The 14,178-nt window shown below is 58.4% G+C and carries 13 protein-coding genes; 4 read left to right on the top strand and 9 right to left on the bottom strand.

What is annotated here, in order from left to right; translation table 11 throughout:
• Positions 1 to 12: 12 nt before the first annotated feature.
• From ribD to Q390_RS0108945, 9 genes are all read right to left on the bottom strand, one after another.
• On the bottom strand, positions 13 to 1,110 hold the full coding sequence (ribD, locus tag Q390_RS0108985) for a bifunctional diaminohydroxyphosphoribosylaminopyrimidine deaminase/5-amino-6-(5-phosphoribosylamino)uracil reductase RibD (protein ID WP_156949867.1): 1,098 nt from the start codon (positions 1,108 to 1,110) through the stop codon (positions 13 to 15).
• 69 nt (positions 1,111 to 1,179) lie between these two features.
• Entirely contained in the window at positions 1,180 to 1,626 is a 447-nt protein-coding gene (locus tag Q390_RS0108980; protein WP_281174780.1) for a type IV pilin protein, read from the bottom strand.
• Positions 1,627 to 1,637: 11 nt separating this feature from the next.
• Positions 1,638 to 5,237 (bottom strand): pilus assembly protein, encoded by a 3,600-nt coding sequence (locus Q390_RS0108975; protein WP_027995761.1) that lies wholly within the window; start codon positions 5,235 to 5,237, stop codon positions 1,638 to 1,640.
• An 89-nt stretch (positions 5,238 to 5,326) separates the two neighbouring features.
• The gene (locus Q390_RS0108970; RefSeq protein ID WP_027995760.1) at positions 5,327 to 6,103 is read right to left on the bottom strand and encodes a pilus assembly PilX family protein; all 777 of its coding nucleotides are present in this window, start codon (positions 6,101 to 6,103) and stop codon (positions 5,327 to 5,329) included.
• A gap of 21 nt (positions 6,104 to 6,124) precedes the next feature.
• Positions 6,125 to 7,090 carry a PilW family protein gene (locus tag Q390_RS0108965; RefSeq protein WP_084153844.1) on the bottom strand — a complete coding sequence of 322 codons (966 nt, stop codon included), beginning with the start codon at positions 7,088 to 7,090 and terminating at the stop codon, positions 6,125 to 6,127.
• Position 7,091: 1 nt separating this feature from the next.
• Positions 7,092 to 7,733 carry a type IV pilus modification protein PilV gene (pilV, locus tag Q390_RS0108960; RefSeq protein WP_027995758.1) on the bottom strand — a complete coding sequence of 214 codons (642 nt, stop codon included), beginning with the start codon at positions 7,731 to 7,733 and terminating at the stop codon, positions 7,092 to 7,094.
• 5 nt (positions 7,734 to 7,738) lie between these two features.
• Positions 7,739 to 8,314, bottom strand: a complete 576-nt coding sequence (locus tag Q390_RS0108955; protein ID WP_156949865.1) for a GspH/FimT family pseudopilin — start codon at positions 8,312 to 8,314, stop codon at positions 7,739 to 7,741.
• A gap of 21 nt (positions 8,315 to 8,335) precedes the next feature.
• Positions 8,336 to 8,890 carry a GspH/FimT family pseudopilin gene (locus Q390_RS0108950; protein WP_211250435.1) on the bottom strand — a complete coding sequence of 185 codons (555 nt, stop codon included), beginning with the start codon at positions 8,888 to 8,890 and terminating at the stop codon, positions 8,336 to 8,338.
• A gap of 80 nt (positions 8,891 to 8,970) precedes the next feature.
• The gene (locus Q390_RS0108945; protein WP_037472628.1) at positions 8,971 to 9,267 is read right to left on the bottom strand and encodes a hypothetical protein; all 297 of its coding nucleotides are present in this window, start codon (positions 9,265 to 9,267) and stop codon (positions 8,971 to 8,973) included.
• A gap of 268 nt (positions 9,268 to 9,535) precedes the next feature.
• Between Q390_RS0108945 and rpsO the strand changes: the two genes are divergently transcribed.
• The 4 genes from rpsO to tpiA all read left to right on the top strand — a co-directional run bounded on the left by rpsO (position 9,536) and on the right by tpiA (position 14,158).
• Positions 9,536 to 9,802, top strand: a complete 267-nt coding sequence (gene rpsO, locus Q390_RS0108940) for a 30S ribosomal protein S15 (RefSeq protein ID WP_037472597.1) — start codon at positions 9,536 to 9,538, stop codon at positions 9,800 to 9,802.
• A 199-nt stretch (positions 9,803 to 10,001) separates the two neighbouring features.
• Positions 10,002 to 12,317, top strand: a complete 2,316-nt coding sequence (gene pnp, locus Q390_RS0108935) for a polyribonucleotide nucleotidyltransferase (RefSeq protein WP_027995753.1) — start codon at positions 10,002 to 10,004, stop codon at positions 12,315 to 12,317.
• 92 nt (positions 12,318 to 12,409) lie between these two features.
• Positions 12,410 to 13,396, top strand: coding sequence for an NAD(P)H-quinone oxidoreductase (locus Q390_RS0108930; RefSeq protein WP_027995752.1), 987 nt, complete (start codon positions 12,410 to 12,412; stop codon positions 13,394 to 13,396).
• A 15-nt stretch (positions 13,397 to 13,411) separates the two neighbouring features.
• Positions 13,412 to 14,158 (top strand): triose-phosphate isomerase, encoded by a 747-nt coding sequence (tpiA, locus tag Q390_RS0108925; protein WP_027995751.1) that lies wholly within the window; start codon positions 13,412 to 13,414, stop codon positions 14,156 to 14,158.
• Positions 14,159 to 14,178: the final 20 nt, after the last annotated feature.

Raw genomic sequence — 14,178 nt, 5'->3', positions numbered from 1 at the left:
GACGATTGTGGCTTAAAAATCGCCTCTGCCCGGTGGCCGCGCCAGTACGCGTAAGTCCGGCCCGACGCGCTGCACGTCGGTGAACTCCAGCGCCAGCGCCTCGGCCAGCGACGGCAACGGGCCAATATTCGCCATGCCCAGCCCCGCGCCCAGCAGCTTGGGCGCCAGATACAGCAGCAGCTCGTCCACCAGCCCGGCGCGCAGCAGGGCGCCATTTAACTGCTGCCCGGCTTCGATATGCAGCTCGTTGATACCGCGCTGGCCCAAGTCGCGCAGCACGGCAGCCAAATCCACCCGGCCCTCGGCACCCGGTAACTGCACTACCGCAGCGCCGCACGCCTGCAAAGCCGCTTGCCTCGCGTCAAAATCAGCATCCAAACTGCCTGCAGCGTATATAGAGCAAGCGCGAACAGCTACTAATAGATGAGCATCAGGCGGCGTCTGCAAACGGCTGTCCAGCACCACCACTTGTGGCTGGCGCGGCGTGCTGACCTCGCGCACGTTCAGGCGCGGGTTGTCGTGCAACACGGTGCCAATGCCGGTCAGCACAGCGCAGGCCCGCGCGCGCCAAGCGTGGCCATCGGCGCGCGCTGCGGGTGAGGTGATCCACTGGCTGGCACCGTTGTGCAGTGCAGTGGTGCCGTCCAGCGATGCGGCCACCTTCAGCCGTACCCACGGTGTGCCGCGGACCATGCGGCTGAAAAAACCAATATTCAAAGCGCGCGACTCGGCTGCGCCCGGCCCGACTTCCACCTCCACGCCTGCTGCCCGCAGTCGCGCAAAACCGCGCCCGCCGACCAGCGGATTGGGGTCTTCGAGCGACGCCACCACCCGCGCCACGCCCGCGGCCACCAACGCATCGCAACACGGCCCCGTGCGCCCTTGGTGCGAACACGGCTCCAGCGTGACATAGGCCGTGGCCCCGCGCGTGGATTCGCCGGCGGCGGCAGCATCGCGCAGCGCCATCACCTCGGCGTGCGCGCCACCGGCTTGCTGGGTAAAGCCTTGGCCAATCACCCGGCCATCGGCAGCGACCAGTACGCAGCCGACACGTGGATTGGGGCTGGAAAGAAAAAGCGCTTGGGCGGCGAGCCCAAGCGCTTGGTGCATGAAAGTGAGCGCAGGTGTGGTCATTGCGCCCGGATGGTAGCGCAGTGGCTACTGGCTTTTTCTGGCCACCTATTTACTCCAGCATTCGGCAGCTGTCGTGCCGCTAGCGTAATTGAGTGCACTGCGCGCTCCTGTGTTATCTACAGTGAAATTGCCACATTTGTCAGTGGCTTGTGGGCCTGGTGTTTTGCGCGTAGCCACCAGCGTGTAGGCCGCATTGGTGTTTCCTGCTTGGAAACCAATGGTGTAGCGCTTGGAGGCATCACCAGACCAAGTTAACGCAGTGGGCAAAGTTGTTGGATAGACACCCGTGGCCGTTGCAGCCCGCTCCAGCCATTGTTGCGCTTGGAGCAGCCCCGCGCGTGCGTCTGCTCGGTGCCCGCGTTGAATGTATTCAGTGTAGCTGGGCATAGCGATGGCTGTGAGGATGCCAATGATGGCCACCACGATCATCAGCTCGATGAGTGTGAAGCCTTTTTGTCGCATGGTGATGGTTTTATTCATGGTTGGTGTCATAGAGCCTCCTGTCATTGGATCTGGCGCCAGCTGGGACGCAAAGACTCTTCAGGCATGGTGGCAAGTTTTTCCTTGTTGTTCTTCGCATCAATATCGATGTTTTCGTACTTGCCGGTGCTGATGATGCTGTGCGGGCCCTTGGTGACTTTTTTGCGGGAAATGCTGAGGTATCCCCCTATGTTTCCACTTCCGCTGAATGCAACGCCGTCGCCAGTGGCCATGTTGAATTTGCCATCGCCATTTTTATCGACAATCTGCACCGTAGGGGCCTTGCCGTCCATGATGTTGACAAAGGTTCGGTACTGGCGCTCGGCGTCCACCGAGGAGGAGTCGCAGCTCTCTACGTTGGGGTCAACGTCCGAGCCTTTGGCGGGCACTTGAGACCACACCGTTAGCAGGTTGCTGGCATCGTAGAACTCGAAAGGCTTGAGCAGGCGCTCGCCGACAGAGGGCTGGTCGAGGTACCAACCGTTGTAGTTGGCCCAGGTTGCGGCTTTCAATTCGTCCACCGGTTTGATGGCACCAAAGTCACCACCATCGACTTCAATGAACTCTTGCTTGGCCAATTTGGCCGTGACCACACCCGCGCCCAAGGCGGCAGGTGTGGGTACGCAGTCGTCGCCATTGGGGCAGGTGCCGCTGCCGGGGTGTACCTCTAGGCGCTTGCCTAAGGTAGTGCTGATTGGCCGATAGCGCGTGTTGTCCAGCACGGAGTAGACGGTTTGTACGTCTACGCTGGAGGGGTCATCCTTGCTTACATTGCGGCCCGTACCAAAAGCCACCATCATGCCGCCCACGCGCTCGGTTTTGGCACTGGATCCACTGCCTATTATCTTGGTGCGGTCGTTGGCGCGTGTGGTAGGTGGAGTTGTGATTGGCTGAATTTTGGGGCGCGTGGAACCATTCAGCGCTGTCGGGCCACTGGCGGTGAACAATGGGTCGCCGCCAAAGGCGACTTTCCAGTTGCTAGGGTTGTGGCTGGTAAGGTCAAACTTCCACAAATTGCCCAAGTTATCGCCAGCATAAACCACGTCGGCCAGACCGTCGCCATTGAGGTCAACCAAGCGTGGCGATGCTAGGCCGTTGTCTTTAGCCAGCCCGGTGCCAGGGGTAGGTGGCGTATTTGCGGTGCCTACTGTAGGAATGCGTACCAGTGCTTTGTCACCGTCGAGGTATTGCAGCAGCAGCACCGGGCGCTGGTTGGTGCTGTTGTAGCCATTGCCCAGCACTGCTGCCCAGCGGTTGTTGTTTAAGCGTGTGATTTGTGCGCTGCGCATAGGGTCGTTGTCGTCGCGCATGGGCTTGGCTGTGATGTAGCCAATGTCTTTGTCTTCGTCCACGGCCTTTTCGCAAGCGGTTTTCTCGGCTCCGGCAGCGATAGCACCGCAGTTGATCACGGGCTCTATGGGGCCACGGGTGCGGTCTAGTTTTACCAATTGTGGTGCATTGCCCTCAGTAAAGCCAGGCGTTCCATTGGGTAGTGGGGTGGCGGTGGGGTTGGTCACGTCCAGTACAAAATAGCCTTTGCCGCCCAATCCCAGCGATCCCACTAAAAGAGTTCGCCAATCGGGTACATAAGCACCATAGTCAGAGCTTTCTGGGTTTTGCATGCCGCCGTTCATGTCCACGTCGCCGGTCATGGGTGAGCCATCGACAAAGTATTTGTGCTTGCTGTTGTACTGCGGGTCGGTTAGCAGCGTTAGGCTGGGGATCACGCCACGGGGGACATAGGCGATTTTTTCTTGGCCATCGGCAGCCGCAAAGCCGTGCAGCATACCGTCGTTGCCGCCCACGTAGAGTATTCCTGGGCGTGAGCTGTTGCTCCGCACGAAAGTCGAATAGCCTTTGAGCAGCGTTTCGCCAGCGGGCGCGCCCGTATACCACACGTCGGAGTTGATGATGTCGCCCTGGCGGCTGTAGCGTTGACGGTATGGATTGGAGGTGGGGTAGCCAGTGGCCTCAGAGCCTTCTAGGCCGCGCTCGCCACGGATGAAATCAAGCCGCTGCTGGCCTTTGGCGGCAGTCTCGACGGTGCCACCTACATTGGTTTGCAGCCAGAGTTTTTGCGCTGTGCTGAGGTTGCTGTCGTCCGTTGCCCACTTAAATGGCACGCCACCCTTGCTCTTGGTGCTGTCCCACTTGTCGCTCCAGCTCAATACCAAGCGGCTGCTGGTGGTGATGGCGTCGAGCTTGTCGGCGGTGTTCTTGCCTTCCCACCCAAGGTCTGGTGTGGTGGTTCCGTCAGTTTTTACTTTATCAGCCGTTAAAAAACCCTTCCAAGATTTGGTGGGCTCATAGGCGGCGGTGTATTTTCCGACTTCGCTGCGCGATACGTTCGATCCACTGGTTGCGCTGGCACTCAGGTCTGGGTCGGTGGCAGTGTTGATTTGGCCTACGATTTCTCGGAAGGCTTTTTCCAGATCTGCGCCCTCATCGACTGCGTAAAAACGCCCGCGTCCGTTGATGGCTGCATGCCAGAGGTCGAGGGCGCGGACATTTTCACCCGTGCCCATATCCGGCCATTTTTTATCCCCGGTCACGAGATCGATAAAACCCTTGTCATACCCGAACGGAACTTGCTGAGTGGGAGCCACGATGGTGGATCCTGGCCATGTGATAGCGTCAGTGCTGAAGCCAATGGTGTATGTCACCATGTGCGCCCAAGTAGCGGGGTTGTAGCGCGGGTTCCAATACCGATCAAGGATGGCTGGTTTGGCTGGATTGGGGCTGAAATTCTCATTCGCTGGTGCTTTGCGGTAATCGGCAGCAGCCTGCATGGCACCAGTTAGATCGATACGTAGCGGTTTGGCCCAGCTGTAGAAGGCCCAGTCGGCTAAGGTGTTGCTGTAGGTGTCGTGATAGATGTTGTTGTATGGCCTAGTTGCGGCGTTGGTGCTGCCATAGACCATTCCGTCTGGCAGCGTCTGAGCCTTCGTATTGTCGTCGCGCGTACTACCGGAAACACTGCCGTTCCAGCGTCCGTCAGACATGAAGATGTGGTAAGTGCGCCTGCAGCCCAAATAGGGTGCCCCGGTGGTTCCTGGGTCAGTTGCCCAAGCGCTGCTAGTCCCTAGGGGTTGACGCATATAGGCGTCAGCTTGGCTGAACATCAGGTGTGAGGGCGTGCCACCGCTGGCGCTCAGGTTATTAACAAAGCTAAGAAAGTTCGTGCGGTGGGTGTTGTCTAGCACACGCATCGAGTTCTGCTTCATGCTGGTTTCGTTCACGCTTTTGGCATTGGGCGAGTTGCCGTTGTTCCACATGGCTTGCCAAGAGAGACGAATTTTTTTGTCCGGCAGCAGGTTCTGGTCGTTGAATACCTGCTTGAGAGAGTACTTAAGAATATTGATGCGCTTGGCGTTGGTACTCCAGCTGCCGTCAGGGTTGGGAGAGGTAATAGACGCTGACCCGGCACTGCCACTTGTAACCTTCCAGTCCATACTGCCCGAATCGTCGATTGAGATGATGACGTTGGGTCGCACATACGGCTCCACTGTGCCCGGTGGGGCCTCTGCCAGATCTATTGCCCAAGCGCTCCATGGCGCCAGCGCTGCGCCAACGGCCATGGCGAGCAAAGTTTTGCGAAAACGGGGTGGGGTGTGGCGGGGCATAGCTGCTCCTTAGGTCAGAATGGTTATAGAGTAAAAATGGCTATAAGGCTTACCAATAAAGCGCTACTAGCTATTATTTTGATAGTTAATCAGTTTTTGCGCACTTGGCGGGCGTAGGTTTGCTGCAGTACGGCCATGGTGCCCGTCTTGCGGCCATAGGCCAAAGCGGTAATGCGGTACACCACATTGGGCTTGAGGTTCAGGCTCAGCAGGTTTGGAGGGGGGGTGTTTGGAGGGGGGGTGCTCTCAATGATCAGGCCTGAGTTTTTGCTGCTTTCGTCATAGCGCATCACTTCAATCCAGTACCAACCGCCACGATCATTGGCGCTACGGTCGGCCAAAATGGGGTTGGCAGGGTTTGCGGCGTCACCTAAGGTGGCTCCGGTGTATTCACCGTAGCGTGCCCCGATGCCAGGTTTGGTCATGTCTGCGAGTTTGACTTCCCCGGTCAATAGGCCTGTGCTGTCTTTTTTATTCCAGAAATCTTGCCGTCCTGTGCGTTTAATACACAGGCCACTATGGCATTTGGTTGTTGCTGTGTCGAGATCGGCCAGCAGGGGCGTAACTTCTTGGGCATCGAGCGGGATTTTTTTGGCTGTGCTGATGTTGTTGCGACACTTGTTGCCAATACAGAAGGAACCGTCGGGATTTTCGTTACGGATGTCCAGTTCTGCGTCTTGCAGCAGAGCTTGGGTGGCTTCAAAGGCACGCTGGTAGTCAGCATCGTTGCCGACGAGCATTTCGTTGAACAACGAGGTGCGTGATGCCCACAGCGCTAGCAGCATGGACAGCATGACAAACACAATGACGACAAACAGCGCCACGCCACGCTGGCGCGGGTGCCGGGTGATGGGCTTCCTTGGCATGGTAATTTTTCTCATTCAGGTTTAAAGCACCGAGCCGACCAAGCCTTGGCTGCGCAGCTGGAAAATGTTGCGGAATGGAACATGCAGGCGTTTATTACGCTCACCGGTGACGGTAGCCATGTCCACTTTGGTGACGCCATCGCAATCGGTATAGGTAGCTGTTCCGTCTGTGGGCATCCCAATAGATTCGTTGCCATAGAGGACTAGGCATACTTCTACGGCTTGCACTTGGGCCCAATTGGTCACGCCGGCTGCATCGGTGGATTTGATGGTGCTGGTGCCTGGTGTGGTGGTGGTGTCTTGCAGTAAATAGCGCACTTGAAAGTTGGCGACGTTTTGCAGGATTGGCTGCCCCTCAGTGTCGAGCGGTGGAGCTGAGATATTTTGATTTCCTGCGCATCGCAATTCGTTTTTACTGCTAAGCCAAAATGCGCTTTGCAACCGCTGGTGGGTGCTGGTATCTGCTGGGCCGCCCAAGCAGTTGCGGGAGAAAGCTTGTTCTGTGGCGCTGGCAAAAGTAGGCTCTGTATAGCGGCGGTAGCCTAGCGTTAAGGACGCAGGGGAAGCGGTGCCGCTGAGGGTGGCTTTTGCCGGGTCAAAACTATCTAAAGCAGGGTGTGTATCAGTGGATACGGCTGCCTCAAATGCCACCGGTGTCAAGTAAGGTTCCGCAGTTGTGGCGGTGCCTGGATCGAGGTTAAGCCGCAGCGAGCCGGCTTGGCGCAGTTGTAGACCGATGACGCGCATGGCATACGCAGCTTGCTGCTGGATGCCACTAGCGTCGCTTATCGTGCCCGAGATGCCGCGCGAGACCATGAGCGCGCCCATGGCCACGGCGATGGTGAGCAGACCGATGGTGATGCCCACCATTAACTCGATTAGCGTGACGCCGCGCTGAGCGTGTCGGTGTTTTGGCAGTTCTATTGGCCATACTTGGCTTGAAACCCTTGCAGATGAAGCGCTGCCAGCTATGTTTTTTGATTTCATTTTAAGGCCCTGGGCAGTAGTACGACGTGACGCCACCAGGAGAGTAAGGCGCACAGCGCGATGCGACGGGGAGGTATTGCAGGTGGCAGGTGTGCTTGTCTGGACAAGCCGTATCGCCTGCGCCCGCTTTCCACTCGCCGTTGTCAAGAATCTTGGTGGTGTCGGTGTTGTCTTTGAATGTGCTATCGGCATCGTGGCGTTCGTTTTCGCGCCAAGCAATCATTACGCCCAGTTGGCGCTGTCCAGTTGTTAATGCACTCTCTGCCGGTGGGATAAAGATGGCCGCTTGACCCAGCGGAAGGTTTTCTTTGATGGTTTTTTTCCAAACGGCTACGTCATAGGCAGCCAATTGCGCTGGGCCGCAACCACTAGAGCAGTCAGGCACTGAGGGGGCATCGCCAAATCCGGTGAGGTAAGCATTGATGTTGGCTAGAGCATTGGGGTTGGCCTTGGCGCGTTCGCCGATGTCTTCAATCAGCCGGATGGCCTGCGCCCGGCGCACGCTGGTTTGGGTATCTGCCAGGGTACGCATTTGCACACCCACTATCCCGAGGATGCCCAGCGCCATAACGACGATGGCCACTAGGGATTCGATCAGCGAGACGCCGCGCAGGCGTTTTCGGGAAAATGATGGTGTAGTCATAAGTGTCAGCCGGTGCATGGAATGTCCTCGGGAGGAATAACGCGAATACGGCCGCCTGAGCTCATGCACAGGCCGCGCGCGCCGGGATGATTGGTGGATTTGTCGAGTGGCACTAGGTTGAATCCCAGATAAGTTCCATCGACTAAACCCCAGCGGTTGATCTTGATGCTCACACCGCCGCCAGTACGGCTGACCTGCACTTTGGCTGGGGTATCTATGCGCTGCAATACCGGCTCGTTTGGATTGCATACGCCGTTGCTGTTGGTGTCATGGCAAACGATCCAGCCGCAGCCCCAATCGCGGGTGTCTGTGGCGCTGGTGCAACCGTTGGTGTTGTTGGGCAGCTTGTGTATAGCCACTTGGCCGCCGCGTTTGATGGCTTCGGAGCGGGCGTAATTCAGGGTGGATTGCAATTGCTCTGTGGCTTGGCGCACGCGCCAGCTTTCGATCAAGGGAATAAAGCTGGGTGCGGCCAGCGCCATGAGCACGGCCAAGATGGATACCGTCACCATCAACTCGATGGTGGTGAAGCCAGCGACAAGATGCCAAGCCTGCGATGGAGGGTGGTGGTGGGTATGCATAAAGGCTTTGATCAGGAGGGATTAGGTGGGGCAGGCAGCCCCTTTGTTTATTTGCGTGATACGCCCGCCAAGGGCAATACAGAGCCTGATCGCGCTGTTGTCGGTCGCGGTTTTTCCTGTGGGGTAAAGCGCAATATTCATGGCTGCCGGTACGCCGCCATCGGTTTCAGTAAGCATTCCCCAACGGTCAACGTACAAAACGACTTTGCTATTGCTGTGTGCCATAGCGATGTTGCTGGGCGCAGTAATTTCCCTCAGCGGGTCAGTTGCGCCAGTCTGTTTGACCTTCCAGCCCGTGTTCCAGCCACCAGTGGCGTCAATAGTGATGCCGCCACCGCGCTTGATGGCCTCGGAGCGGGCGTAATACAAGGTCGATGTAAGACTTTCTGCCGCGTCACGCACGCGCCAGCGCTCGATGGTTGGGGTGAAGCTGGGGGCGGCAATAGCGGCGAGGATGCCCAAAATGGCCACCACGACCATGACTTCAAGAAGGCTAAAGCCGTGCATGGTTTGGCGCTGGCTCCGCGAGTGGAGCGAAGGATGAGAGGCACGAATATCGGAAAAATAAAAATACATGTCTCCGATAGTGCGGCCATTGCCTTGCGCTGGCTAGTGTGCGCAGACCAGTGGCGCTAAATGCTTGATCAGCGGCCGCTTTATCGCCGGGTGTATCCCGAGCAAGCGCCGGCATTGGGTCGGCCCCAGCATTCGCGGTACAGGCGCCGATCGCGCTCTGCCGTGCTTTCTTCTGAGGAGCTGCTGTAATGCTTGGTTTTGCCACCGCCTTTTTTTTGCGCAGACTTGTTGGAGTCTGTGGTGTTGGTGGTTTGGCTGGTTTTTTTGCGCGCGGCATGGGCTTCAGGTGCTGTGCTGAACAGGCACAGGGCGATGCAGGCGCACAGCAGTGTGGTGGGTAGCGTGCGGCGATTGGCTGATGGGGCGGTGTGGCGCATGGCGGGGCGATCTGTGGTGTGTGCTTTGGTGGAGGTGCGATCTGGGGGGGCGTTGGCATCCTGCCATGCCTGCTGCGCACCCGGTTTGCGCGCATACCCTATGTGCGTTGCCTTGGCATCAGCTACAAAACAGCCCGCGTTATAATCGGCGGGTTTTGCATGGTGCAAGACGCACGCCGGTGGCCCTTCCAGCTTCTGGCGCAAGTAAAACCAGTGTCTGTAGCTCTTTATTGCTGACTACAGGCCTATATTTTCGGAAAAAATCCAAATGATCGCATCCTCTATCAAGGCCGAAGTTGTTAAGGCCAATGCCCGTGCTGCCAACGACACCGGTAGCCCAGAAGTCCAAGTGGCCCTGCTGACGGCCCGCATCAACGAGCTGATGCCCCACTTCAAGACCCACGCTAAAGACCACCACGGTCGCCGTGGCCTGCTGCGCATGGTCAGCCGTCGCCGCAAGCTTTTGGACTACCTCAAGTCCAAAGACGGCCAGCGTTATTTGTCGCTGATCGCCAAGCTGGGTCTGCGTAAGTAATCGCAGTCACATGACAAAAACGCCTGGGTTAGTGCGCTAGCTCAGGCGTTTTTTACTTTGCCGGTGTGCACAACAAGGCGCGAAGCTGTGTCATTCCACTGAAGTTCTGCGCGCAGATTCACTGGAATGCCATCGTGTGCTGAATTGGCCTCTGGCGCTTGCTGGTAGTGCGCTACCAGCTATTCAAACAGGAGCAAAAATGAGCATTTTTAACAAAGTAAGCAAGTCTTTCCAATGGGGTGACAAGACCGTCATCATGGAAACCGGCGAAGTCGCGCGCCAAGCCTCCGGCGCGGTGCTGGTGAACATTGACGACACCGTGGTGCTGGCTACCGTGGTGGCTTCTAAGGGCTCCAAGCCCGGCCAAGATTTCTTTCCGCTGACGGTGGATTACATCGAGAAAACTTACGCTGCGGGCAAAATTCCCGGCAGCTTCTTCAAGCGCGAAGCCAAGCCCAGCGAGCACGAAACCCTGACCAGTCGCCTGATCGATCGCCCGATTCGCCCGCTGTTTCCCGAAGGTTTCTTCAACGAAGTGCATGTGGTTATCCACACGCTGTCGCTGAACCCTGAAGTCGATGCCGACATCGCTGCGCTGATCGCGTCGAGCGCCGCATTGGCTATCTCTGGCATTCCGTTCAGCGGTCCAGTGGGCGCGGCCCGCGTGGGTTACGTCAACGGCGAATACGTGCTCAACCCCGGTCAAACACTGCGCAAGAGCAGCCAGATGGACCTGATCGTGGCTGGCACCGAAGCTGCCGTGTTGATGGTCGAGTCAGAAGCGCAGCAACTGTCTGAAGAAATCATGCTGGGCGCGGTGGTGTTTGGCCATGAGCAGAGCAAGCTGGCCATCAACGCTATCCACGAGCTGGTGCGTGACGCTGGCAAGCCGATGTGGGATTGGATCGCTCCTGTCAAGGACGAGCCGCTGATTGCCAAGGTCGGTGCTCTGGCCGAAGAAAAGCTGCGCGCTGCCTACCAAATCCGCAACAAGCAGGCGCGTACGCACGCTTGCCGTGAAGCCTATGCCGTGGTCAAGGCCGATCTGAAAGAAGCCGGTGTCGAGTTCGACGGCGTCAAGGTCGATGGCATGTTGTTTGACATCGAAGCCAAAATTGTGCGCAGCCAGATTCTGGCCGGTGAGCCGCGTATCGACGGCCGCGACACGCGCACCGTGCGCGCTATCGAAATCCGCAGCAGCGTGCTGCCCCGCGCACACGGCTCGTCGCTGTTTACGCGTGGTGAAACCCAAGCGCTGGTCGTGACCACGCTGGGCACCGAGCGCGATGCGCAGCGCATTGATGCGCTGGCTGGCGAGTACGAAGACCGTTTCATGATGCACTACAACATGCCTCCCTTTGCCACCGGCGAAGTGGGCCGCATGGGCTCGACCAAGCGCCGCGAAATCGGCCACGGTCGTCTGGCCAAGCGTGCACTGGTCGCCGTGCTGCCAAGCAAAGAAGAATTCCCCTACACCATGCGTGTGGTGTCTGAAATCACCGAGTCCAACGGTTCCTCGTCGATGGCTTCGGTCTGCGGCGGCTGCCTGTCGATGATGGATGCCGGCGTGCCGATGAAGGCGCACGTGGCCGGTATCGCCATGGGCCTGATCAAGGAAGACAACCGCTTTGCCGTGTTGACCGACATCTTGGGCGACGAAGATCACTTGGGTGACATGGACTTCAAGGTTGCCGGCACCACCGCGGGTATCACCGCGCTGCAGATGGACATCAAAATCCAAGGCATCACCAAAGAAATCATGCAAGTGGCTTTGGCCCAGGCCAAAGAAGCGCGCATCCACATCTTGGGCAAGATGCAAGAAGCGATGGGCGAGGCCAACACCGAGGTGTCCAGCTTCGCGCCTAAGCTCTACACCATGAAGATCAACCCCGAGAAGATCCGTGACGTGATCGGTAAGGGCGGCTCGGTAATTCGTGCTTTGACCGAAGAGACCGGTTGCCAGATCAATATCGACGAAAGCGGCGTGATCACCATCGCTTCGACCGATACCGCTAAGGCCGATGAAGCCAAGCGCCGCATTGAGCAGATCACGGCTGAAGTTGAAATCGGCAAAATTTACGAAGGCCCCGTCACCAAGATTTTGGATTTTGGCGCGCTGATCAATCTGCTGCCGGGTAAAGATGGTCTGCTGCACATCAGCCAGATCGCCCACGAGCGCGTCGAGCGCGTGAGCGATTACCTGACCGAAGGCCAGATCGTCAAGGTCAAGGTCATGGAAACCGATGAAAAGGGCCGCATCAAGCTGTCCATGAAGGTTTTGTCGGAGCGTCCTGCGGGCACCAACGACCGTCCGCCAGCAGACCGGGGTGACCGCAACGACCGAGGCGATCGTCCAGACCGTGGCGGCGAACGCCATGGCCGTAGCGAACGTCCAGAGCGCCAAGAGCGCAACGACTACCGCGACGAGCCACGCCGCGAGGCGCCAGCGCGTGAGCAAGATTCACAGCCGCAGCAAGACTTGCCGCTGGATCAGCAAGCCCCGCGCAACAGCTAACCCTTAATTTGCTATTGATATAAGAGCTGCTAGCGCATGTAAACAGTGCGCTAGAGGCTTAAATCATTCAAATGAACCAAGGGGTATCGACCATGCGTGCAGTAGAAATTACCTCGTTCGGCCCACCGGACGTTCTGCGTCTGGGGGAGCGTCCCATGCCGGTGGCGGGGGCGGGAGAGTTACTGATCCGCGTGGCGGCCAGTGGCATCAACCGCCCCGACGTGTTGCAGCGCAAAGGCCACTATGCACCGCCGCCTGGCGCTTCTGACCTGCCCGGTCTGGAAGTGGCGGGCGTTATTGAGAGCGGTGACGCTGCAGCCATGGCGCAAGCCGGCTTGCGTGTCGGCGATCGGGTGTGTGCGCTGGTCGGCGGCGGTGGTTATGCGCAGTGGTGCGTGGCGCCGGTGGAGCAATGTCTGCCGGTACCGGCTGGTCTGACGGACGTAGAGGCCGCTGCGCTGCCCGAGACGTTCTTCACCGTGTGGAGCAATGTGTTTGACCGGGGGCGCTTGCAGCCCGGCGAAACCTTGTTGGTGCAGGGCGGTAGCAGCGGCATTGGTGTGACTGCCATCCAGCTGGCTCGGGCGTGGGGCGCCACAGTCATTGTGACGGCTGGCAGCGATGACAAATGCGCCGCCTGCCTGGCACTCGGTGCACACCACGCCATCAATTACCAGACACAAGATTTTGTCGCCGAAGTGCAGCGCATCACCGATGGCAAAGGCGTTGATGTGGTGCTGGACATGGTGTCCGGCAGCTATGTGGCGCGTGAGGTGCAATGTCTGGCGGAGGATGGTCGCTTGGTCATCATTGCGCTACAGGGCGGCACGCAGGGTGAATTCAATGCGGGTCTGGTGCTGCGCCGGCGCCTGACGATCACGGGCTCGACACTGCGCCCGCGTCCGGTGGTCTTCAAAGGCGCCATTGCACGCGCACTGCGTGCGCAGGTTTGGCCTTGGCTGGCATCTGGTGCGGTGCGACCGGTGATTTACACCACCTTTATGGCGCAGGACGCCGCCAAGGCACATGCCTTGATGGAGTCCAGCCAACACATTGGCAAGATTGTTTTGACGTGGTAATTCCCTAGTAATCGCATGAAGAAAAAACTCATTGCAGGCAATTGGAAAATGAACGGCAGCCTGGCCGATAACGAAGCGCTGGTGCGTGCGCTGGTCGCTGGTTTGGCATCTGCGGGCGGCTGTGATGTGGCTGTCGCCGTGCCTGCGCCTTATCTGGCGCAGGTGCAAGCGCTGGCGCAAGGCTCGGCCCTGGCGCTGGCGGCACAAGATGTATCGCAACATGCAGCGGGCGCCTATACCGGTGAGGTGTCGGCGGCCATGCTGCGCGATTTTGGCGTGCGCTATGTGTTGGTCGGGCACTCTGAGCGCCGCCAGTTCCATGATGAAACCGATGCCGATGTGGCCACCAAGGCACAGCGTGCATTGGCTGCTGGCATCACGCCCATCGTGTGTGTGGGTGAAACCTTGGCTGAGCGCGAGGCCGGTCAGACCGAAGCCGTGGTGAAGCGGCAGCTGGCAGCAGTCATCCATTTGAATGGCCATTGCATCAGCGAGGTGGTGGTGGCCTATGAGCCGGTGTGGGCGATTGGCACGGGTAAAACCGCTTCGCCTGAGCAGGCCCAGCAGGTGCACGCCGTGCTGCGTGCCCAATTGGCAGCTGCCAGCGATCAGGCACCACGCATTCGTCTGCTTTATGGCGGCAGCATGAATGCAGGCAATGCGGCGCAGTTGCTGAGTCAGGCCGATATTGATGGTGGTTTGGTTGGAGGAGCGTCGCTCAAAGCGGCTGATTTTCAGGCAATTATTGCTGCAGCCCAGTAAATATAAGCGGTGAATGCTAT

The sequence above is a fragment of the Simplicispira psychrophila DSM 11588 genome, from assembly GCF_000688255.1.
Taxonomy (GTDB): domain Bacteria; phylum Pseudomonadota; class Gammaproteobacteria; order Burkholderiales; family Burkholderiaceae_C; genus Simplicispira; species Simplicispira psychrophila.
Note: the sequence above shows the minus strand (reverse complement) of the source record. Positions and strands in the feature narration are given on the sequence as shown.

Bases quoted from the DNA above. Each gene is read 5' to 3' on its own strand.
- ribD (WP_156949867.1), bottom strand. From the start codon at position 1,110: ATGCACCAAGCGCTTGGGCTCGCCGCCCAAGCGCTTTTTCTTTCCAGC.
- Q390_RS0108980 (WP_281174780.1), bottom strand. From the start codon at position 1,626: ATGACACCAACCATGAATAAAACCATCACCATGCGACAAAAAGGCTTC.
- Q390_RS0108975 (WP_027995761.1), bottom strand. From the start codon at position 5,237: ATGCCCCGCCACACCCCACCCCGTTTTCGCAAAACTTTGCTCGCCATG.
- Q390_RS0108970 (WP_027995760.1), bottom strand. From the start codon at position 6,103: ATGCCAAGGAAGCCCATCACCCGGCACCCGCGCCAGCGTGGCGTGGCG.
- Q390_RS0108965 (WP_084153844.1), bottom strand. From the start codon at position 7,090: ATGAAATCAAAAAACATAGCTGGCAGCGCTTCATCTGCAAGGGTTTCA.
- pilV (WP_027995758.1), bottom strand. From the start codon at position 7,733: ATGACTACACCATCATTTTCCCGAAAACGCCTGCGCGGCGTCTCGCTG.
- Q390_RS0108955 (WP_156949865.1), bottom strand. From the start codon at position 8,314: ATGCATACCCACCACCACCCTCCATCGCAGGCTTGGCATCTTGTCGCT.
- Q390_RS0108950 (WP_211250435.1), bottom strand. From the start codon at position 8,890: ATGTATTTTTATTTTTCCGATATTCGTGCCTCTCATCCTTCGCTCCAC.
- Q390_RS0108945 (WP_037472628.1), bottom strand. From the start codon at position 9,267: ATGCGCCACACCGCCCCATCAGCCAATCGCCGCACGCTACCCACCACA.
- rpsO (WP_037472597.1), top strand. From the start codon at position 9,536: ATGATCGCATCCTCTATCAAGGCCGAAGTTGTTAAGGCCAATGCCCGT.
- pnp (WP_027995753.1), top strand. From the start codon at position 10,002: ATGAGCATTTTTAACAAAGTAAGCAAGTCTTTCCAATGGGGTGACAAG.
- Q390_RS0108930 (WP_027995752.1), top strand. From the start codon at position 12,410: ATGCGTGCAGTAGAAATTACCTCGTTCGGCCCACCGGACGTTCTGCGT.
- tpiA (WP_027995751.1), top strand. From the start codon at position 13,412: ATGAAGAAAAAACTCATTGCAGGCAATTGGAAAATGAACGGCAGCCTG.